The organism is Mesorhizobium sp. B283B1A (assembly GCF_020165735.1).
GTDB classification, from domain to species: domain Bacteria; phylum Pseudomonadota; class Alphaproteobacteria; order Rhizobiales; family Rhizobiaceae; genus Mesorhizobium; species Mesorhizobium opportunistum.
The window spans coordinates 44788-65197 of sequence record NZ_JAIUIQ010000038.1 but is presented as its reverse complement, the minus strand read 5'-3'; the positions used below and the strand labels follow the sequence as shown (position 1 = coordinate 65197).

Sequence of the window (20410 nt, the reverse complement as noted above, 5' to 3'; positions counted from 1 at the left end):
TGAAAGGGCTGAGCCCTGTGCAATACAGGACCCAGCCCTTAAACCTACCAAATCAATGAACCGTCCAACTTTACGGGGTCAGTTCAACGATGCCGGGGCTGGAGTCGCGGTCTGCTGATGGACTAAAACTTGTAATTCAGGCCGACGCGAACAGTGTGGAACTTGTCGGTGATGTCAAGGTTGGTCCCACCAATGGTGAACGTCGATTTGCCCAAGTCGGTGTAGAGATATTCAGACTTGAAGGTCCAGTTCGTGTTGATGGCATACTCAACGCCCCCTCCAACGGTCCAGCCGGCCTTGGTCTTGGAAAAACTGATCCGCCGCCGGCAGAGGTCTTATCGTGACCATAGGCAAAGCCGCCAGTGCCATAAACCAGGAAGCGATCGACGGGCGTGTAGCCGATGCGGGCGCGCACCGTACCGAACCAGTCAATCTTTGTTTCGATGTCGCCGCCAAAACCAGAAATGGAGGACTTTACAGTGGAACCCTGGAAGTCGGCTTCCACGCCGTAGACGATCTGGCCGGATTGCCAGTTGTAACCAGCCTGGACGCCTCCCAGAAACCCACTTGCCGTGATGTCCAGACCGGTGCCGAGACTAGGTTCAAATTTGAACTTGCCGAAGCCGCCGCCGGCATTCACACCGATATAGGCGCCAGTCCAAACAAAAGAGGCGGCAATCGGAGCAGCCTCTGAGATCACGTCGGCAGCATAAGCGCCGCTGGAGAGTCCCATCAGAACGGTGGTCGCAAGCAGGATAGATTTCATAGAAAAGCCCCTTCAATCGAATGAACGCATCGCGGAAGGCCGGCGCCGTGTCGATGCCTTCGATCCTGGCATTGAACATCGCTGCCTTGGGCATTTCCTTCGCCCAAACGGCACCAGCCACCGTCGACCAGTGCGCAGCTTGTGGCCATCCTCGGCCACGGTGATGAATGGCACCTCATCTGTCGGTGCGATGTTGTAGCGCGGCTCATCGTTGCCGCCGATTTCGGCCGGCGCTGTCAGCCGGTAAAGGCGATGGAGACATCCTCGACATCGAGCGTCATGTCTTCAGGACAGAGAGAATTGGCGCCGCAGAGCTCTTCAGACTGCCGATGCGGGCCTCGGCCGTCTATGTCACCGGCAGTTTCGTTGAGAAGGTGCGAAACGCCGGTCTTCGCGGTGTCTCGTTCGCCCATGTGTGGACGTCTGCGGAGAAATGAGCAGTTAGATCCACCCAGCCTTCTCGAAAAACCCCGGCACGTCGTCCAGCCCACCGGCAATCGCGTCCGGCTCATAGTCCGCCGGCGGGCGGCGCCCTGTGCCGCGATCGACCCATACCGCGCGAAAGCCGAGGTCGCGCGCGGCGGTCAGGTCCAGATGCGGGCTGGCGCAGATGTGCACGAGTTCTTCCCTGGTCACGCCAAGGGTTCGCCATGCATGTTCGAAAATCTGCCGCGATGGCTTGTAGGCTTGCGCCTGTTGCGCCGTGATGACCCGGTCTATTGAGCCGCCCAGTTGCGCGACATTGCCGGCGATGATCGCATCGTCGGTGTTCGAGATGATCGCCAGCTTGAAGCCGGCTTGCTTCAGCCGGCGCAACGTTGCGACAACTTCCGGGAAAGGCGGCATGCGCCCGATCGAAGACGTCAGCAATTCCGCGTCGCCGGCATCCGCTTCCAGCGAAAAATCGCTCATCGCCAGCTGCAAGGCTTTTGCCGTGACGTCGGCGAAGGAGAGATGCGGCTTGGTATGCTCCAGCTGGTGTTCGTGCCGGTCGTAGACGGGAATGAATTCTTCCGCCTCGATCTTGCGGCCCTTGCGCGACAGGATCGTCTCCATCGCCGCCATCAGCCCTCCATCCCACTGGATCAACGTTCCGTAGCAGTCGAAGGTAAGCCAGGTCGGGCGGGGACCGTTGAGTGCCATTCGGGAGACCTTTGCGAAGAGCGGCTGGTCAATCATATTTGAGTAGCCTGTCGAGGAATGAAATATTCCAAAACCGCCTTTTATCCAGTCCATGGCGCTCGGGTCGGTGCCTGTTCGCCAATCAGTCGCCGTCAGCCGGCATTCACCGCCTCACACGCTCCCGCTCCACCAGCGGGACTCCAGCTTGAAGGGCCAACCGGGAACATTATCTCCCACGGATGCGTTCATGATCCTGCAAGGGACGGATTTTTTCCGGAGGCTGACGATGCACAGCTTCGAAATGATCGATCTGCTTTGCGTGGTCGAGGCGTGCAAGCGCGATCCCGCGGTTGGGAATTTCGTCTCGATGGCCGAAGGGGTGGAAGAGTTGCGGGTGTTGACCGGCGATTTCGTGTCATCGGACCACGCGGTGGCAAATGCGCTTTCGAAGGTGGCGCTTGCGCGAGGGTGCTCGGTTCTGTTCGACGAACAGGCGGGCGCTGAAATCCCTTTCTGAGGCCTGGATGGCCAAATCCTGGCCCGGCAGCCAGAGCCTTGCGGGGAGAACCCTCCCGTCTAGCCGCCCTTCACCGCCCTCACGCTCTCCCGTTCCACCAGCGGGCACTCCAGCTTGGTTATCGGATAGCGTCCTCGCCCAGGCGCTGGTGGCGCTTCCAGCTGTTCGATCGCCCACTGGCCCATCGCCATGTGCGGCAGGATCGAGGTGGTCAGCGGCGGAAACAAATGACGGGCGATTTCCTCGTCGTCGTAGCCGACCACGGAGATGTCCTGCGGAATGTGCAGGCCGGCCTCCTTCAGCGCTTCGTAGCAGCCGATCGCGGTGCGGTCGTTCTGGCAGAAGATGGCGGTCGGGCGGTCTTTTAGCGCGAGCAATTTGACGGTCGCGGCATAGCCGGCGCTCGCCGACCAGTCGCCCTCGACCACCAGTTCGGGATCGAACGGGATGTCGGCGGTGGCGAGCCCGCGGCGATAACCTTTCAGCCGGTCCTGCGCGGCCTGCATCCAGGGTTCGCCGGTGATGGTGGCGATGCGGCGGTGGCCGTGGCTGATCAGGTGCCTGGTCGAACTCTGGCCGCCGGCGATCTCGGAGGGCACCACGGCCGGGAAGGCATAGTCCGACGTGTAGCAGTTGAGCAGGATCACCGGGATGTCGAGGCCGTAGAGATAGTCGGGCGCGGTGATCTCGCGGGTGAAGATGGTCATGTAGATCAGCGCCGAAATGCCCCGCCTGGTCAGCGCCTGGATGGCGCGCGGCTCCATCACGGCGTCGCCCATGGTCTGCGCCACCAGAAGCACGTTGCCGGCATTCCACGAGGCCTGGCGGGCGCCCTCGATGGCGACCACCGCTTCCGGGCTGGTCGCAAGCTGGTCGACGGCGAAGCCGATCACCCCGTCAAGTCCATCGAAGACCGGTCCTTCGAAGATCGGCAGCGGCGTCTGCAGCGCCGAGAAGGCCGGGGGTGAATAGCCAAGCATCCGCGCGGCTTCGATCACCCGCTCGCGCGTCTGCTGCGACAGCTTGATGCCCGGCGAATTGTTGAGCACGAAGGAAACCGTCGCCTGCGAACAGCCGGCGGCCCTGGCGATGTCGGTCATGGTCACCCGGCCCTTGGGCTTCGCCGCTGCCTTGCGGCGTCGCGCAGTTTCGATCGGACCGTCCGTCGTCTCGCTCATTGCATTCGTGTCCCCAGATCCCCGGCCTGTCCTAGCGGCGGCCTGGCCGTCCGACAAGATAGCGCGGCGTCGCCAGCTTATAGAAACCGTCGCTGCGTTTATACCTATTAGTAGACTGTCCGTCCATCGGCCATGTGACGATGTCCATCCCGGAACGGCAGGAACAGAAAGGTGTGAACGCCCGCGCGCCAACGCAGCGGTTTGTCGGCAAAGCAGCCGCCAAGCCACAACGATGGGTGCCCCGGCAGGCTCTAACTAATACTGTTTACTAATACAAAAATGCGCTGTAACGTCGATCGGTCGCGTCCAGGTCTGGTTGGATCCGGAGCGGCGGGAGGTGCATGTAAACGGCCCGATGGCGAGCGGATAGTGCCCCCGCGAAGCTTTGTCTCGGACATGTGATATGTCAGACAAATCGGACTATTTACGAATGAGGGATGAGTCTCTAAAGTCCGTGCTCGTGGCTGGAACGACGCCATTCTTTCAGTGCCGGGTACCCTTGAGGAGGAGGGGCGTCCAAGCCGCAAGCGGCATATTCAGGTGAGCAAGCAATTCTAGTGACTAAGACCGGTCAGCCGAATGGCTGCACCAAAACGGGAGGTTGAACATGAAATCCTTGATACGCAATGCATCCGTGGCCACCGCAGCGCTGCTGCTTGGCCTCACGGCGACAGCCATCGCGCGCGCCGACGACAAGCCGACGCTGGCCTTCGTCGTCAACGGCGCTTCCGATTTCTGGAAGGCGGCCGAAGCCGGCGTCAAGAAGGCGCAGGGCGAACTGCCCGACTACACGCTCGAGCTCAAATATCCGGAACAGTCCTCGGTCGCCATCCAGCAGCGGCTGATGGACGATCTGGTGACGGCCGGCGTCAAGGGCATCATGGTCTCGGCCGTCGATCCCAAGACTTCGACCGACGGCCTGAACAAGATCGCCTCGCAAACGGCGCTGTTCACCACCGACTCGGATGCTCCGCAGACCAAACGCGTCGCCTATATCGGCTCGTCCAACGTCGATGCCGGCAAGCAGGCGGCCGAAATCGCCAAGAAGGCGATGCCCGATGGCGGCAAGTGCCTGGGCTTCGTCGGCCTGCTCGGCGCCGACAATGCCAAGGAGCGTATCCAGGGCATGAAGGACGGTCTTGCCGGTACCAAGATCGAACTCGTCGACGTGCGCGGCGACGACATCGATCAGGCCCGCGCCAAGAAGAATGTCGAGGACGCGCTGGTCGCCAGCCCCGACGTCACCTGCATGGTCGGCTTCTACTCCTACAACACGCCGCGCATCTATGAAGCGCTGCGCGACGCCGGCAAGCTCGGCTCGATCACCGTCGTCGGTTTCGATGACGATCCGATCACGCTGGGCGGCGTCAAGGAAGGCACCATCGCCGCCACCGTCGTGCAGCAGCCGTTCGAATGGGCCTATCAGGGCATGAAGCTGATGGCCGCCTATCTCAAGGGCGACAAGTCGGGCATCCCGGCGGGCAATTTGATCATCATCCCGACCAAGATCATCGGCAAGGATGACGTCGACGCATACGCCGCCAATCTGAAGGCGATGTCTGGAAACTAAGCCCAAGGCAGTTCAGCCGGCTCAAGTCGCTTGAGCCGGCTGCGCGCATTGACGAACCCTTCGAGGACCGTCAGTCTGCCGGGAGGCCGGCCCGTCAACTGCTGTCAGGCATGATGAATTATTCCGACACATCCATCGCCGCGACCAACCCGTTTCTCAGCCTTGAGAACGTGCGCAAGACCTATCCGGGCGTCGTCGCGCTCGATGGTTTTTCCATGGAGGTGAGGCCGGGCGAGGTCATCGGCCTCGTCGGCGAGAACGGCGCCGGCAAATCCACCTTGATGAAGATCCTCGGCGGCGTCACCAAGCCGGACACCGGCACCATCACCGTCGACGGCACCGCCCACAACAGCCTGACGGTCGAAGGCAGCCTGGGTTCGGGCATCGCCTTCGTCCACCAGGAACTCAACCTGTTCGACAATCTCGATGTTGCCGCCAACATCTTCTTCGGCCGCGAGCCGCTGCGCGCCGGGCCGCTCAGGCTCGTCGACCGCGCCCGGCTGCGCGCCATGGTGGCGCCGCTGCTCAAGCGCGTTGGCGCCAATTTCTCCGCCGACATGCAGGTCGCCGACCTGTCGCTCGCCCAGCAGCAGATGGTCGAGATCGCCAAGGCGCTGTCGATCAAGGCGCGGCTGGTCATCCTCGACGAGCCGACATCGAGCCTGCCGATCGCCGAGACCGACAAATTGCTCGACGTCATCAAGGCGCTGAAGGCCGACGGCATCAGCGTCATCTTCATTTCGCACCGCCTGCACGAGATCGAGCGCGTCGCCGACCGTGTCGTCGTGCTGCGCGACGGCATGCTGGCCGGCACGCTTCAGAAACGCGACATCAACCACGATCAGATGGTCAAGCTGATGATCGGCCGCATGCTGAAGGAACGCGAGAAGGCCTCCGAAGCAGCCCGGGCCCCCGGTGCCATTGCCCTCGCGGCCAAGGCGGTGCGCACCCCCACCTATCCCGGCCGGCCTGTCGATCTCGACGTCAGGCGCGGCGAAATCCTCGGCCTTGCCGGCCTTGTCGGCTCCGGCCGCACCGAACTGGCGCGGGTGTTCTTCGGCATCGAAGGCAGCCTTGGCGGCACGCTCGAACTCGACGGCAAACCGCTTGTGCTGGGCTCGGCCGCCGACGCCGTCGCGCGCGGCATCTTCCTGGTCCCGGAAGACCGCAAGCTGACCGGCATCCTGCTCGACCTGTCGATCGCGCAGAACATTTCGCTGCCCAATCTGCCGGCGCATGCCAAGCGTTCCCTGGTCTCGGCAAGTGCGGAAAGCGCCACCGCCGAGAAGCAGAAGAAAGACCTCGGCATCAAGGCGCCTTCGGTGCAGACGCGCACCGGCACGCTGTCGGGCGGCAACCAGCAGAAGGTCGTGCTCGGCAAATGGCTGGCCATGAACCCGAAAGTGATGATCCTCGACGAGCCGACGCGCGGCATCGACATCGGCGCCAAGGCCGAAATCTACGGGCTGATGCGGGCGCTCGCCGATGCCGGCGTCGCCGTGCTGATGATCTCCAGCGACATGGAAGAGGTGATCGGCGTGTCCGATCGCATCGCCGTCATGCATGAGGGCCAGATATCCGGCATTCTCGACAAGGACCAGTTCAGCCAGGAAAACGTGCTGCTGCTGGCGGTGGGCAAGCAGCCGAAATAGTTTTTGCCTCGGCGTCGCTGAAAAAGCGCCCGGGCAGGCATTGGGGAGAAGACGATGAGCAAGAAAGATCTCGGCCTGCTGATCCTGATCCTGGTGGTCGGCGCGATCGTGGCCATCATCAATCCGCGCTTCCTGTTGCCAATCAACCTTGCCAACACCTCGAACCTGATCGGCCTGTTCGGCATCCTGTCGATCGGCCAGGCCTTCGTCATCATCACCGGCGGCATCGAATTGTCGGTCGGCTCGGTGGTCGCCTTGCTGGGAACGCTGTTCATCGACTTCATCGCCGTGCGCGATCTGGACTGGCCGCTGGCCTTCGTGCTGATCATCGCGCTCGGCGCCATCATCGGCCTGGTGCATGGCTGGCTGATCACGCGGCTCAAGCTGCAGCCCTTCGTAGTGACCTTGTGCGGTCTTCTGATCTATCGCGGCGTCGCCCGCTTCTACACCGCCGACGGCACCGCCGGCTTCGCCTTCGGCCAGAATTTCCCCGAGCTGGAATTCCTCACCGCCGGCCGCTCCTGGGGCGTGCCGAACTCCTTCATCGCGCTGATCGTCATCGCCATCGTCATGTGGGTGGTGCTGCACCGATCGGTGTTCGGCCGTTATCTCTACGCCATCGGCAAGAACGAGGAAGCCGCGAAATATTCGGGCATCCGCACCGGCCGCATCGTCATGGCCGCCTATGTCATCTGCGGCGTGCTGACGGCCTTGTCGGCGATCTATTTCGCCATGTATACGCGCTCGATCTCGCCGGCCAGCCACGGCCAGTTCTACGAACTCTATGCGATCGCCGCGGCAGTGCTGGGCGGCTTCTCGCTGCGCGGCGGCGAAGGCTCGTTGATCGGCGTCGTTCTCGGCACCGTGCTGCTGCAGGAGCTGCAGAACCTCGTCAATCTGCTCGGCATTCCGTCCTCCCTCAACTTCGCGGTGATGGGCGGCGTCATCCTCATCGGCGTGCTGGTCGATCAGCAATGGGGCGTGTTCAGGGCACGGCGGCTGATGGTCGAGGCCGCCCGCAAGAACGTCGCCGGGGCGCCGGCGGAATAGCCGCGCCGCCAATTCAGCGGCAAGGAACATCCCGTGCGGGGCGGTCGCTATCGATCGGTCCGGCGGGCCGCGCGGCGAACGCTATGCAGCAGGACGGCGAGGCAGCCGACCAGCAGCAGCACGCCGCCGATGAGCGGCGGCAGCGCCAGCAGCTTCACCGCCGCCACGACGGCGGCCACCAGGACCAGCGCCAGCAGCGCCAGGTTGCCGTCATCGACGAACATGCCGAAGAACTCCCTGGCAATGAGACGAACGGCGTTCATCGGGCGAGCCCTTCAGCGGCGGCGGGATAGGTGCTGCGCAGCCAGCGCACCATGGCGAAGGACGCCAGCGCGACCATTGCGAAGATGGCGAGCAGAGCGAGATCGGCGCCCGGCCAGTCGGCACCAATCCCCTCGCCGGTCCAGAAGATGCCGAAGCTGGTCAGCATTAGCCCGACCACGAATTTGAGCGCATTCTCGGGAACGCGCGCCAGCGGCCGGTGGACGGCCGATCCGACAAGCATCACCAGGATGAATGCCACCAGCGCGCCCAGGCCGGCGTAAAGCGTCTGCCCGTGGGCCGCGCCGACGGCAATGACGATGAACACCACCTCGACGCCTTCCAGCAGCACCGCCTTGAACGAGGCCAACCCGGCGAGGTAGTCGGCGCGGCGGTCATTGGCCTGTTGGTGCAAAGCGGCGGTTTCCTTGGCAAAGGCTGCTTCCTCGTCATGCAGGGCGATGACGCCGACACTGCGCAGGATGGCCTTCCGCAGCCAGCGCATGCCGAACAGGATCAAGAGTACCCCGACGGCGAATTGCAGCGCGGTGGTCGGCACCAGCGCCAGCAACGGGCCAAACGCCAGTACCAGCGCCGCCAGCACCGCCAGGGCCAGCGCGGCACCCGTCAGCGCCGGGCGCCAACCGCGCGCCACTCCGACCGCAAGCACGATGGTGAAGGCCTCGACGACCTCGACGACGGACGCGAGAAACGCCGCCGTGACCGTCGAGAGGATCGGCGTCAGTGTTTGCATGAGAGGCTTCCTGTATCGTCTCGGTCGAGCATGATCTTTTTTGCCGTTCGTTTCCACCTTCGGAAGGGCAGTTCAGATCACTATGCGGTCAGCACCACGCAATGCTTCGATGGCAGCAAAAGCAAGCGAGGCGCTAGCCGGCGGAGCTTCGTCCAGTCGAGCCGCACACGCCGCGCTGCAGGAGGGCAGGTCCTACCTCCTTGTTCGGCGCAATTCTGATTGGAACCGTTTCACACTTTCCTGGATCTGCTCTTGATCAGATCAGGCCCGACATGTCGGAAAAGGCCATGGCCTTGCGCAACAATTCGGCGAAGCGTTCGCCGGCGACTTCGCGCGCGCCGCTGTTGTCGATCGAGGTGACGCCCGGACCGGACAGGGTGACATTCGCGCTGCGTGCCAGCCGCGCCAGCACTTCGCCGCGCGACTCGCGTCCGCGCATCGCCAGCCGCTCGGCCAGCACATCCGGCGAGGCGGTGATCTCGACGATGGCCAGATTGGCGTAGCGCTCGCGCAACACCGGAATGACCGCGCGCGATACATTCGCCACCGCGACACGGCCGTTGGCCACCGACCAGTCGACATCGGCGGGCAGGCCATAGCGCAGGCCATGCGCCTCCCAGGAGATGGCGAAGGCGCCGTCGGCCTCGGCTTCGACGAAGGCGGCGTCGGCCAGCGTGTCGTGATCCTCGCTCGCCGCATCGCTCGGCCTGGTGATGACGCGGCGGACGAACTCCAGCCGCGTCTCATCGGTGAACAGCGCGCGGGCGTAGCCGATCACCGTGTCCTTGCCGGCGCCGCTCGGGCCGACGACGGCGACGAAAACGCCATGGCGGATCGGAAACGTTTCGGCGGACAGTTCGCGCTCGATCAAGGCCGACACCATCATGCAACCCGCAGTCCCTGCCGCCAGACGGTGCGCACCACCGGGACATGGTCGTCGACTCGCACGCGCACCAGATCGGCGCGGCGGCCCTGCTCGATGATGCCGCGGTCATTGAGGCCAACCGCTTCGGCCGGGTTCTTCGAAACCATGGCGACCGCCTGCGGCAGCGAGATGCCCTCGACCACGTCGCCGAGGAAGAAGGCCGACTGGATCAGGCTGAACGGAATATAGTCTGATGACAATATGTCGAGCAGGCCGTCGCTCGCCAGTGTGCGGGCCGAGACATTGCCCGAATGCGAGGCGCCGCGCATGACGTTGGGTGCGCCCATCAGCACGCCGAGCCCGGCTTCTTTCGAAGCGCGCGCGGCTTCTTGAGTGGTCGGGAACTCGGCGACGCGCACGCCCTGTTCGATCGCCTCGCCGACGTGGCCAATGGTGGCATCGTCATGGCTGGCCAGCACGATCCCGCGCTCCTGGCAGGCGGCGGCGATATGCACCCGGTTCGGCCTCGAATTGAGCGCCGACTCGCCCATTCGCTTCTCGCAGAACTTCTGGAAGTCGCGGTCGGTCAGCTTCAGCTTGCGCTGGTAATAATAGGCGTAGGTTTCCAGATTGACGAACTGGCGCTGTCCCGGCGCATGGTCCATCAGCGATGCCAGCTTGACCCGCTCGTCGCCGTCAAAATTGGCGAAGGCCTGCAAGCAATCTGGCGCCGAAACCTCACAGCGCAGATGCAGGAAGTGATCGGCGCGCAGACGATCCTGCGCGACGCTGTCCTCGATGGCATCGGCCAGCTTGCGGATATCGGCCAAGGTAAGATCGGCGTCCTCGTCCATGCCGACGCGCAGGGCGTCGAGCACGGTGGTGATGCCGGCCGTCGCCACTTGCGCGTCATGGGCAAGCACAGCCGCGATCGGATTCCAGCGCACCTTCGGCCGTGGCGCGTAGTGGCCCTCGAGATGATCGGTATGCAGTTCGACCAGCCCAGGAATGACATAGTCGCCGCCCATGTCCTCGCCGGTCCGGCTGCTACCTGCATCGACGTCGGCGATAAACCCGTCGCGCAGCACCAGCGAGCCCTCGACGATCTCGTCGGCAAGCACGATGCGGGCATTGGAAAGAACGGTCTCGGCGGTCATTTCAGGCAATCCTTGGTTCTTCCGGTCGGAACTGTTCCGGCTCAGGCGGTCTTTCTGGCCGGGCGGCGCCCAAGCGCGTGATGGGAAAGCACCATGAACGGTGCCCCCGGTTCGAGTTCGACAAACAGCGTCAGCGCATCCACCAGCACCGGTTGCCGAAGCACGTCCGCGAACAGGCTGTCGATTGCTGCGCGCAGACGTGGGCTTTCCTGTGGCCCGGCCCGGCCGGACAGCGTCATGTGGAAGCGGAAGGTCTCGAAGACATAGGGGTAACCCCACTGGCAGAGGTTGCGAAACTCGGCCGGCTTCAGCGAATCCGGGCTGCGCCGCTCGATCTCGGCCTCGGTCAGCGGCGCGCGGAACCGGTCGAAATCGCGCACGACGTCATCGGCGAAACGGTTGAGCGGCGGCAGCGGCCCTTCCGGCACGAGCGCGAAAAAACTGTCGATCTGGCTGACGACGAGACGCGGGATCGTCACCACCGGCGTTGTTTCGGCGAAACGGTCGAGTGCCGCGCGCAGCGAGGCCTCCGTCTCGTTTGCCGCCAGGCGGAAGGGCGCCTTCAGCGTCGCGTGGAAGCCGTAGCGGCGCGCCGAAGCGGTGTGGAAGGCGACTTCCGCCGCCGACAGGTCAGCCACCGCCTCGACGGGCTTCGTCGCGGCGCCGAACGCGTCGCGGCCCAGCCAGTTGGCTGCGATCCGCGCCAGCGGCTCGTCCTGCCGGGGGGTGAAATAGATGGCGTAGCGCATGAAAAATCCTCGTCAGTCTCGCTGCCATAGGTGATTTCCATGACGGATTGACGAAGCTTTGAAGGGTTTTCGATGGCAAATCGACCCCTGTCGGTCCTTAGCCGACGATTTTTCCGAGCTGGACCAGTGGCTTCGGTCGAAACCCCGGAAGGGTCAGGCCCTCATCAACCATTCGTGCTCTGGCGCATTGTGGAATTTCCAGGTCCGCTTCGGCCCAGCCATGACGTTGAGGTAATAGAGGTCATAGCCATGGCAGGCGGCGCAGGGATGATAGCCCTCGGGCACCAGCACGACATCGCCGTCCTCGATCGCCATCGCCTCGTCGAGCGCGCGATGGCCGGTCTTGTCGGCGTCGGTGTAGACGCGCTGGAAGGCAAAGCCCTGCGGCGGGTTGAGGCGGTGGTAGTAGGTTTCCTCGAGATAGGATTCGGCGGGCAGATTGTCCCGGTCATGCTTGTGCGGCGGGTAGCTCGATGTGTGGCCCCCGGGCGTGATGACCTCGACCACCAGCAGCGAGTCCGCCGGCTGACCTTCCGGCAGGATGTTGGTGACGTAGCGCGTGTTGGTGGCCTTGCCGCGCACCTCCTGGCCGAGATCGTTGGGTCCGATCACCCGGACCGGCAATCCGCCGCCGAGGCCCGGTGCCGAGCAGACGGCGAGTTCCAGCTCGGTTCCCGCGGTCACCGACCAGTCCGATCCCTGCGGCACGTAGACCGACCATGGCTTGCCTTCGAAGGGCGACATGCGTTGCCCGAGCAGGCCGAGATCCTTGCCGCCGGCTTTCGCCTTGCCCTTGCCGGTGACGAACACCAGGCAGATTTCGCGGTCGTCAGTCTTTCCGGAAGCCGTTTCGCCCGGCTTCAGCCGATGCAGGTCGAAACCGACATAGGTCCAGCCGGCGCTTTCCGGCGTCACATGGGCGACGCGGCCATGGCCCTTGTCGGCTTTGACGAGCAGCTTCGACATTTTTTTGTCTCCTATTCCGTTGGCGCGAAGGCTCCGGGAAGCCAAGCCGTGTGTTTGAAAGGGCCATCGCAAATCTTCGGCCGGCGCCCTTCCGAAGCGGGAGGCGTTTCAGGCAATCTCCAACGCACGCGACCCGTTCCGCGCCCAACGGCCCCTCTATTCCTTCGGTTCGCCCTCGGCCGGCGCCTTGCTCTCGTCCGCCGGCTTGTAGAGGTAGAAAAACTGCCAGACGCCGTAGCCGGCAAAGCCCAGCGCGATGACGCCCCAGAACGGGGTGCCGGTGGCGAACTCGATGATCGACCAGATGACGCAGACCGCGACGACGGCGACACGACGCCACAAGGGCCGGAAGAAGGGGTGCTCGGAATCTTTCATCGGGCCAATCTACAGCAACCTGCCTCGCCGTGAACCCATCGTGTCAGGCATTCGGGAAACCCTGGGTTTCGACTGTATAGCCGGCTGATGTCATCACCCGCATCAATTCCTTGTGGCCAACCTCAGCCATCTTGAGCGGCGGGTTCTTCTTCGGGTCCTGCTCGGCCTCGACCACGAACCAGCCCTCGTAGCCATGGTCGGCGAAGCGCTGCACGATGGCGCCGAAATCCAGCGAACCGTCGCCCGGCACGGTGAAGGCGCCGAGCGCCACCGCGTCGAGGAAGGATTGTTTGGTGCGATCGACCTTTTCGATCACCGCCATGCGAACATCCTTCACATGCACGTGGCTGATCCGCCTGTGGTGGTTGTCGATGGCGCGCAGCACGTCGCCGCCGGCGAAGGCCAGATGTCCGGCGTCGAGCAGCAGCGGAATGCCTTCGCCGGAATGGCGCATGAAGGCGTCGAGTTCCGGCTCGGTCTCGACCACGGCGGCCATATGGTGGTGATAGGAGAGCGGCATGCCTTGCCCGGCGCACCATTCGCCGAACGCGGTCAGGCGCTTGGCATAGGCCTTCATCTCGTCGTCCAAGAGTTTCGGCTTGGTGGCCAGCGGCTTGGAGCGGTCGCCCTGAATCGAGCGGCCGACCTCGCCATAGACGATGCAAGGCGCGTTCACCGCCTTGAACAGGTCGATCATCGGCTGGATGCGATCCTGGTTCTTTGCCATCTCCTCGTCGACCAGCGTGCCGGAAAACCAGCCGCCGCACAGCGTCACGTCAGCCTTCTTCAGGATCGGCAGCATGACAGCGGGGTCGTTGGGAAAACGCCGGCCCATCTCCATCCCGGTGAAGCCGGCCGAGCGCGACTGGCGCAGGCATTCTTCCAGCGACACGTCATCGCTGAGTTCGGCAAGATCGTCATTCCACCACGCAATGGGGGACATGCCCAGTTTGGCTTTCAAGTTCTAGCTCCGGTTTCTTGTTCACCCTCCCCCTTGTGGGGAGGGTCGCTGCGCAGCAGCGGGGTGGGGGTCAGCGCCGATATCAATCGCCAACGCTCTGCATCTGCCGCTTTTCGTCATAGGCCTTGCGTGCCGCGTTGATCTGGGGCCGCGCGGACACTTCCGGCACCGCCACGTCCCACCAATGGCCGCCGGCATCGGTGGAGACAAGCGGGTCGGTGTCGATGACCAGCACCGTGGTGCGGTCGTTTGTCTTGGCCTTTTGCAGCGCGTTTTCCAGCCCGGCGATCGACGGCACTTTCTCGGCGATCGCGCCCAGGCTCGCCGCGTGAGCGGCGAAGTCGATGTCGGGCAGGATCTCGTGGCGCGAGTCTTTCAGCAGGTTGTTGAAGTTGGCGCCGCCGGTCGCCATCTGCAGCCGGTTGATGCAGCCATAACCCCTGTTGTCGAGCACCACGATGGTGAGCTTCAAGCCGAGCATAACCGATGTGGCGATTTCGGAATTCATCATGAGGTAGGAGCCGTCGCCGACCATGACGACGACCTCCCGGTCGGGCTTGGCCATCTTGGCGCCGAGCCCGCCGGCAATCTCGTAACCCATGGTCGAGAAGCCATATTCGCCATGGTACGAGCCGGGCGCTCCCGCCTGCCAGAGTTTATGCAGTTCACCCGGCAGGCCGCCCGACGCGTTCAGCAAAATCACGCCTGACCCCATTGCACGCTGTACGGCGCCGATCACTTGCGCATCCGAGGGGAAGGCGGCGTTGGTCGACGCCGTCACCTTGGAGGCGTCAACCTGCCAGGCCTTCTTGCCGGCAGCGGAATTGTCGGTCCACGCGGAAGGCGCTTTCCAGCCGCCCAGCGCCGCACCCAGTTCGGCCAGCCCCTCGGCCGCGTCGGCGACCAGCGGCAGCGCGCGATGCTTGCCGGCATCGAAAGGCTGCACGTTGAGCCCAACGATGGTCTTGCCGGAGTTCTTGAACAGCGCCCACGAGCCGGTGGTGAAATCCTGCAGGCGCGTGCCGATGGCCAGCACCACATCGGCCTCTTCGGCCAGCCGGTTGGCGGCAGACGTGCCGGTGACGCCGACCGCCGCCATGTTGAGCGGATGATTGTCCGGCAGCGAGGATTTGCCGCCTTGCGTCTCGCACACAGGAATGCCGGCGCCTTCCACGAATTTCGCCAGTTCATCGGAAGCCTGCGAATAGAGCACGCCACCGCCGGCGATGATCAGCGGCTTCTTCGCGCCCTTGAGCGCCGCCGCCGCCGCTGCCAGTTCGCCGCGATCCGGACGCGGCCGGCGCTGGTGCCAGACCCGCTCGGCGAAGAAGCTCTCGGGATAGTCGTAGGCCTCGGCCTGTACGTCCTGGCAGAGCGACAGCGTTACCGGGCCGCATTCGGCCGGATCGGTCAACACGGCCATGGCGCGGCTCAGCGCCGGGATGATCTGCTCGGGTCGGGTGATGCGGTCGAAATAGCGCGATACAGGGCGGAAACAGTCATTGACCGTCGCCGTGCCGTCGGAAAAGTCCTCGGCCTGCTGCAGCACCGGATCGGGAATGCGGTTGGCGAAGACATCGCCCGGCAAAAACAGGACGGGCAACCTGTTTACGTGTGCCAGTGCCGCCGCCGTCACCATGTTGAGCGCGCCCGGGCCGATCGAAGAGGTCGCGGCCATGAAGCGGCGGCGGAAATTGGCCTTGCCATAGGCGATCGCCGCGTGCGCCATCGCCTGTTCATTATGGGCGCGGAAGGTCGGCAATTCCTGCCGCACCTGGTAGAGCGCCTCGCCGATGCCGGCGACATTGCCGTGGCCGAAGATCGCCCAGACGCCGCCAAAGATCGGCACTTTCTTGCCGTCGATCTCGGTCATCTGGCGGCTGAGGAAGCGGGTCAGCGCCTGCGCCATCGTCAGGCGGATTGTCTTGCTCATCTTGTTTTCCTCCGCGGTCCTGCGTCGCGTCTTGTTATGCTACGCTCTTCTTATGCTGCTTTGCGGCCGCGCGCGGCAAGCCACGCTTCGGTCAACTGCTCGAAGCGCGACGCCATGTCGGCGACGGCCTCGTCATCCGACATCTTGCCGGCCAGCCATTGTTCGGCCGCGTGGACGAAGATGGTGCGGCCGACGGCAAAACCTTTCACGATCGGCGCCTTGGCGGTTGCGGCGAAGGCCGCTTCCAGCTCGTCCTGCGGTGCTTCAAGCCCAAGCAGCACGATGCCGCGGCACCACGGATCGTGTTTCAGGATGACGGCTTCGATCCTGGCCCAGGCGCCGCTCGATGCCTGTGGCTCGAGCTTCCACCAGTCCGGCTTGACGCCGAGCGCATAGAGTTCCTCCAGCGCACGCGGGATCGTCGTGTCGTCGAGCTTGCCATGCTTGCCGGCGATGATCTCGATGAGAAGCTCCCGGCCGACTTTCCGCGCCGCCTCGAACAGCGCGCGCAGCTTCTGCTGCTGCTCTTCCTTGAGCGCCGCCGGATCGTCCGGGTGGTAGAAACACAGGCACTTGATGCAGTGATCGACAGGCCATTCCACCAATTGCGAGCCGATGTCCTGCGAGAACTCGAAGCGCAGCGGCCGCGAGCCCGGCAGTTCCACCGGCCGGCCGAGCCAGGCGAAGGGATGGCGGGCGAATTCGAACATCGCCTCGCGGCCATGTTTCTCATCGATCAGCATGCCGTAGCCGTCGCGTCCGGCGGCGACCTTGGCCGCCGCCTTGACCGCCAGCACCTTGAAATCGCGAATGCGTGCCGGATCGGCGCCGGCCTTCGCGGCGACATCCTCGAGCTGGATGCGATGGTCGCAGGCGAGCGCCATCAGCGAAGGAACGTCGCGCCGGCGGGTTGTCGCCCAATGAATGTGGTTGATCGCCTCGTCCTTGCGCAGCGCCCGATGCTTGCTTCCGTTCTTGAGGAAGAACTGCAGCTCCTCGAAGGTCGGATATTCCGGCGCGCACAGCAGCCGCGAGACGGCGAAGGCGCCGCAGGCATTGGCCCAGGTCGCCGCCGTCGCATGGTCTTCGCCGCCGAGCCAGCCGCGCAGGAAGCCGGACATGAACGCGTCGCCTGCGCCGAGCACATTGTAGATCTCGATCGGAAAACCCTCGCCGACGACGCCGTCTTCCAGATCGTCGCTGATCGGCCCGTCATAGACGATGCAGCCCATGGCGCCGCGCTTGAGCACGATGGTCGCCGAAGACAGCGCGCGGATCGTCTTCAGCGCGCTCAGGCAGTCGTCGGCGCCCGACGCGATCATGATCTCTTCCTCGGTGCCAACGATGAGATCGCAATCGGGCAGCACCGTCTTCAACTGGGCCGAGACCCGGTCGGACTTCACATAGCGCTCGAAGCCCTCGGCATGACCGGCGAGGCCCCACAGGTTCGGCCGGTAGTCGATGTCGAAGACCACCTTGCCGCCCTTGGCTTTCATGATGCGGATCGCCTTGCGCTGGGCGGCGTCGCTGTTGGGGCGCGAAAAATGCGTGCCGGTGACGACGATCGCACCGGCCGAGGAGATGAACGCTTCGTCGATATCCTCTTCGGCCAGCGCCATGTCGGCGCAGTCCGAGCGGTAGAAGATCATCGGCGAAACGCCCTCATCCTCGACCGAAAGCAGCACCAGCGCGGTCAGCCGCTCCTTGTCGGTCTTCAGCCCGTCGGTGTTGACGCCTTCCCGCTTCAGCTGCTCGCGGATGAAACGGCCCATCTGCTCGTCGCCGACGCGCGTCAGCAGCGCCGAGCGCAGGCCGAGCCTGGCCGTACCGACCGATATGTTGGCCGGGCAGCCGCCGACCGACTTGGCGAAGGAGGTGATGTCCTCCAGCCGCGAGCCGATCTGCTGGCCATAGAGGTCGACCGAGGCACGACCGATGGTGATGACGTCGAGCGGCGCCTGTCTTGCGTCCACGGCTTCGCTCATTGGAACCTCCCGTCGGTCTTGTTGTCATGAACAACATTGTTTGGGTAACACGCGCGAGCGGCAGCGTGGCGCCGGCAATATGAAATAATAATTCCAATCCATAGTCAATATGGAATGAGCATTCCCAGCCGAAAAGTGCGGGAGCATGATCCCCGACCGAGGCCGCGGCAAGCGACCGGCTGGGCCCGGCTCAAAGCCTCGGCCGAGTCGCGTCAGGACCTGCTCAGGCCTTGCGCTTGCGGCTGACGTCGCGCCGCTTCTCGCCGACGCCGACGGTCAGCGCCATGGCCAGCGCCATCGTTGCCGACAGCGAACGGAAGCCGGCGAAATCCGCCTCGGCAACCTCGAACCACACGCTGGCAAACTGGGCAAGCGGCGAAAACGAACTGTCGGTGATGGCCACGATCGGCACGCCCTGCTCGGAAATTGCGCGGGCTTCCTCGATGGTGGCCGGCGCGTAGGGCGAGAAGCTGATGGCGATGACGGCGTCCGCCGGCGTGGCGAAGGAGACCATCTCGGCGTTCAGGCCGGCTGCCGATTCGATCAGCTGGTTGCGGATCTTCAACTTGCCCAGCGCATAAGCGATATAGCTCGCCACCGGGTAGGAGCGTCGCTTGGCCAGTACATAGATGGTCTGCGCCTTCGCCAGCAGCGAAATCGCATCTTCGAAGTGCGCGTCGTCGAGCGTGCGCGAAATGTCGTTGAGCGAGGTGCTGGCGGCGGCGACGAAGCCGTCGAAGATCGCCCGGTGGCCCGCGCCGGCATCGGCCTTGGCGCGCAGCGCCTGCAACCGTTCGTCATAGGACGAATTGCGCTCGCGCAGCCGCTCGCGAAACACCTGCTGCAGGCTGGTGAAGCCGTCGAAGCCAAGCTGCTGGGCAAAGCGGATGAGGGTGGAGGGCTGCACGCCGGCCGAGGCGGCGATGCTAGCCGCGGTGCCGAAGGCGATGTCATCGGGATTGTCGAGCGCATAGGCGGCGATCTGGGCGATGCGCTTGGGCAGGCTTTCGCGCCGATCGAGGATCGTGGCGCGCAGCGTCTCGAAGTCGCGAGGTACCCGTTCGTCCATCGTCGGCCCGTCCAAGCTTGTCCAAAGCGCGTCATGTCGAAGCGGTTTCAGTCGGCGCGCTTTAGGCCGTTTGATCCCATGCATGTCGTTGTCCCAAACCGCTGCGCACTTTGGGCGACATGCACTGGAAGCGTCCTCTGTGCCCCATCATAGCGAGCCTGCGCAAGAACACCATAAAAAATGAGGCAGACATTCCATTCGAGATAAAAATGGACTAATTCATCCACGCAACCTTTCTGTCAGTGGAGGAACGAGGGAAGATGGTCGGCGTAGGTCTTATCGGCACCGGGTTCATGGGCAAATGCCACGCCATCGCGTGGAGCGCCGTCGGTGCCGTCTTTCCGGACGTGGCCAAGCCACGGCTCGTCCATCTCGGCGAGGTCAATGAGGACTTGGCCCGGCGCAAGGCCGGCGAGTTCGGCTTCGAGAAAGCGTCCGGCGACTGGCGCGCGGTCGTCAACGATCCGGAGGTCGATGTCGTCTCGCTGACCACGCCCAACCAGTTCCATCCGGAAATGGCCATCGCGGTTCTTCAGGCCGGCAAGCATCTGTGGTGCGAAAAGCCGATGGCGCCGAGCTTCGCCGAGGCCGAGGCGATGGCCGCAGCGGCGAAGAAGTCAGGCAAGGTCGCCGCGCTTGGCTACAACTACATCCAGGGCCCGGCCATCCGTCACATCGGCGCACTGCTCGACGAGAAGATCATCGGCGAGGTCAACCATCTGCGCATCGAGATGGACGAGGATTTCATGGCCGACCCGGAAGCGCTGTTCTTCTGGAAGCACGAGGCCGCTTCCGGCTATGGCGCGCTCGACGATTTCGCCGTGCATCCGCTGTCGCTGGTCACCGCGCTGTTCGGCCGCGTCGCCAGCGTCATCTGCGACATGGCCAAGCCCTATGCCGACCGCAAGCTGGCGGCGGGCGGACGCCGCGCCGTCGAGACCTATGATATTGCCAGCGTCTTGATGCATCTGGAAAACGGCATTGCCGGCACGCTGCTGGTCAACCGCTCGGCGTGGGGCCGCAAGGGCCGCATCGCCATCCAGATCTTCGGCTCGAAAGGGTCGATCCTGTTCGACCAGGAGCGGATGAACGAGTTCCAGCTCTATCTCACGTCCGATCGCCCGACCGAACAGGGCTATCGCACCATCCTGGTGGCGCCGCAGCACAAGCCCTACGATCTTTTCGTGCCGGCGCCCGGCCACAGCCTCGGCTTCAACGATCTAAAGATCATCGAGTGCCACGAACTGCTGGCGCGGCTTGCCGGCACGCCGGCGCGGCTCATCGAGTTCGCCGAAGGCCTGGAGATCGAGCGCACCGTGCATGCAATGGCACGCTCCTTCAAGGAAAAGCGCTGGGTCGACGTGAGGTAGAGCGGCTGCTTCCCTTCTCCCCCTTGTGGGAGAAGGTGTCGCCGAAGGCGACGGATGAGGGGTGTTCCAGGGAACGCCAGCGTCTCATTCCGCTGGAACACCCCTCAACC

The 20410-nt window shown here is 64.0% G+C and carries 19 protein-coding genes and 1 pseudogene; 6 read left to right on the top strand and 14 right to left on the bottom strand.

Features of this window, described 5'->3' with window-relative positions; translation table 11 throughout:
* Nucleotides 1-122: 122 nt before the first annotated feature.
* Nucleotides 123-766 (bottom strand): annotated as a pseudogene (locus tag LB577_RS26090) (outer membrane protein).
* 167 nt (nt 767-933) lie between these two features.
* Here LB577_RS26090 and LB577_RS33555 point away from each other — a divergent pair.
* The gene (locus tag LB577_RS33555) at nt 934-1203 is read left to right on the top strand and encodes an imm11 family protein (RefSeq protein ID WP_346732392.1); all 270 of its coding nucleotides are present in this window, start codon (nt 934-936) and stop codon (nt 1201-1203) included.
* 4 nt (nt 1204-1207) lie between these two features.
* On the opposite strand, the gene LB577_RS26080 is transcribed toward LB577_RS33555, so the two are convergent.
* Entirely contained in the window at nt 1208-1909 is a 702-nt protein-coding gene (locus tag LB577_RS26080; RefSeq protein WP_224689510.1) for a haloacid dehalogenase type II, read from the bottom strand.
* A 265-nt stretch (nt 1910-2174) separates the two neighbouring features.
* Here LB577_RS26080 and LB577_RS26075 point away from each other — a divergent pair, with 265 nt between their 5' ends.
* Nucleotides 2175-2405 carry a hypothetical protein gene (locus tag LB577_RS26075; protein ID WP_013891763.1) on the top strand — a complete coding sequence of 77 codons (231 nt, stop codon included), beginning with the start codon at nt 2175-2177 and terminating at the stop codon, nt 2403-2405.
* A 59-nt stretch (nt 2406-2464) separates the two neighbouring features.
* Here LB577_RS26075 and LB577_RS26070 read toward each other — a convergent pair whose 3' ends face one another.
* The gene (locus LB577_RS26070; protein ID WP_224689509.1) at nt 2465-3583 is read right to left on the bottom strand and encodes a LacI family DNA-binding transcriptional regulator; all 1119 of its coding nucleotides are present in this window, start codon (nt 3581-3583) and stop codon (nt 2465-2467) included.
* Between the two features lie 607 nt (nt 3584-4190).
* Here LB577_RS26070 and LB577_RS26065 point away from each other — a divergent pair.
* The 3 genes from LB577_RS26065 to LB577_RS26055 all read left to right on the top strand — a co-directional run bounded on the left by LB577_RS26065 (nt 4191) and on the right by LB577_RS26055 (nt 7855).
* Nucleotides 4191-5153 (top strand): sugar-binding protein, encoded by a 963-nt coding sequence (locus LB577_RS26065; RefSeq protein ID WP_224689508.1) that lies wholly within the window; start codon nt 4191-4193, stop codon nt 5151-5153.
* A gap of 113 nt (nt 5154-5266) precedes the next feature.
* Nucleotides 5267-6805: a sugar ABC transporter ATP-binding protein gene (locus LB577_RS26060; RefSeq protein ID WP_224689514.1), complete on the top strand. Its 1539-nt coding sequence runs from the start codon at nt 5267-5269 to the stop codon at nt 6803-6805.
* Nucleotides 6806-6859: 54 nt separating this feature from the next.
* Complete coding sequence (locus tag LB577_RS26055) at nt 6860-7855, top strand: ABC transporter permease (RefSeq protein ID WP_023769271.1); 996 nt, start codon at nt 6860-6862, stop codon at nt 7853-7855.
* A 47-nt stretch (nt 7856-7902) separates the two neighbouring features.
* On the opposite strand, the gene LB577_RS26050 is transcribed toward LB577_RS26055, so the two are convergent.
* The 11 genes from LB577_RS26050 to LB577_RS26000 form a co-directional block, all read right to left on the bottom strand.
* Complete coding sequence (locus LB577_RS26050; RefSeq protein WP_224689507.1) at nt 7903-8118, bottom strand: hypothetical protein; 216 nt, start codon at nt 8116-8118, stop codon at nt 7903-7905.
* Entirely contained in the window at nt 8115-8870 is a 756-nt protein-coding gene (locus tag LB577_RS26045; RefSeq protein WP_224689506.1) for a COG4280 domain-containing protein, read from the bottom strand. Before LB577_RS26045 ends, LB577_RS26050 begins: the two co-directional genes overlap by 4 nt.
* A gap of 256 nt (nt 8871-9126) precedes the next feature.
* Nucleotides 9127-9756, bottom strand: coding sequence for a phosphonate metabolism protein/1,5-bisphosphokinase (PRPP-forming) PhnN (gene phnN, locus LB577_RS26040; protein WP_224689505.1), 630 nt, complete (start codon nt 9754-9756; stop codon nt 9127-9129).
* Nucleotides 9753-10892, bottom strand: a complete 1140-nt coding sequence (locus LB577_RS26035; protein WP_224689504.1) for an alpha-D-ribose 1-methylphosphonate 5-triphosphate diphosphatase — start codon at nt 10890-10892, stop codon at nt 9753-9755. Before LB577_RS26035 ends, phnN begins: the two co-directional genes overlap by 4 nt.
* Nucleotides 10893-10933: 41 nt before the next feature.
* Nucleotides 10934-11641, bottom strand: coding sequence for a DUF1045 domain-containing protein (locus LB577_RS26030; protein ID WP_224689503.1), 708 nt, complete (start codon nt 11639-11641; stop codon nt 10934-10936).
* A gap of 153 nt (nt 11642-11794) precedes the next feature.
* Nucleotides 11795-12607, bottom strand: coding sequence for a 5-deoxy-glucuronate isomerase (gene iolB / locus LB577_RS26025; protein WP_224689502.1), 813 nt, complete (start codon nt 12605-12607; stop codon nt 11795-11797).
* Nucleotides 12608-12763: 156 nt separating this feature from the next.
* Nucleotides 12764-12982, bottom strand: coding sequence for a DUF3329 domain-containing protein (locus LB577_RS26020; protein ID WP_224689501.1), 219 nt, complete (start codon nt 12980-12982; stop codon nt 12764-12766).
* Between the two features lie 43 nt (nt 12983-13025).
* Nucleotides 13026-13943 carry a myo-inosose-2 dehydratase gene (gene iolE, locus LB577_RS26015; RefSeq protein ID WP_224689500.1) on the bottom strand — a complete coding sequence of 306 codons (918 nt, stop codon included), beginning with the start codon at nt 13941-13943 and terminating at the stop codon, nt 13026-13028.
* Nucleotides 13944-14025: 82 nt separating this feature from the next.
* Nucleotides 14026-15876, bottom strand: a complete 1851-nt coding sequence (gene iolD, locus LB577_RS26010; RefSeq protein ID WP_224689499.1) for a 3D-(3,5/4)-trihydroxycyclohexane-1,2-dione acylhydrolase (decyclizing) — start codon at nt 15874-15876, stop codon at nt 14026-14028.
* A 50-nt stretch (nt 15877-15926) separates the two neighbouring features.
* Nucleotides 15927-17861 carry a bifunctional 5-dehydro-2-deoxygluconokinase/5-dehydro-2-deoxyphosphogluconate aldolase gene (locus tag LB577_RS26005; RefSeq protein ID WP_224689498.1) on the bottom strand — a complete coding sequence of 645 codons (1935 nt, stop codon included), beginning with the start codon at nt 17859-17861 and terminating at the stop codon, nt 15927-15929.
* A gap of 223 nt (nt 17862-18084) precedes the next feature.
* Nucleotides 18085-18930, bottom strand: coding sequence for a MurR/RpiR family transcriptional regulator (locus LB577_RS26000; protein WP_224689497.1), 846 nt, complete (start codon nt 18928-18930; stop codon nt 18085-18087).
* Nucleotides 18931-19190: 260 nt separating this feature from the next.
* Here LB577_RS26000 and LB577_RS25995 point away from each other — a divergent pair, with 260 nt between their 5' ends.
* Nucleotides 19191-20300, top strand: a complete 1110-nt coding sequence (locus LB577_RS25995; protein WP_224689496.1) for a Gfo/Idh/MocA family protein — start codon at nt 19191-19193, stop codon at nt 20298-20300.
* Nucleotides 20301-20410: the final 110 nt, after the last annotated feature.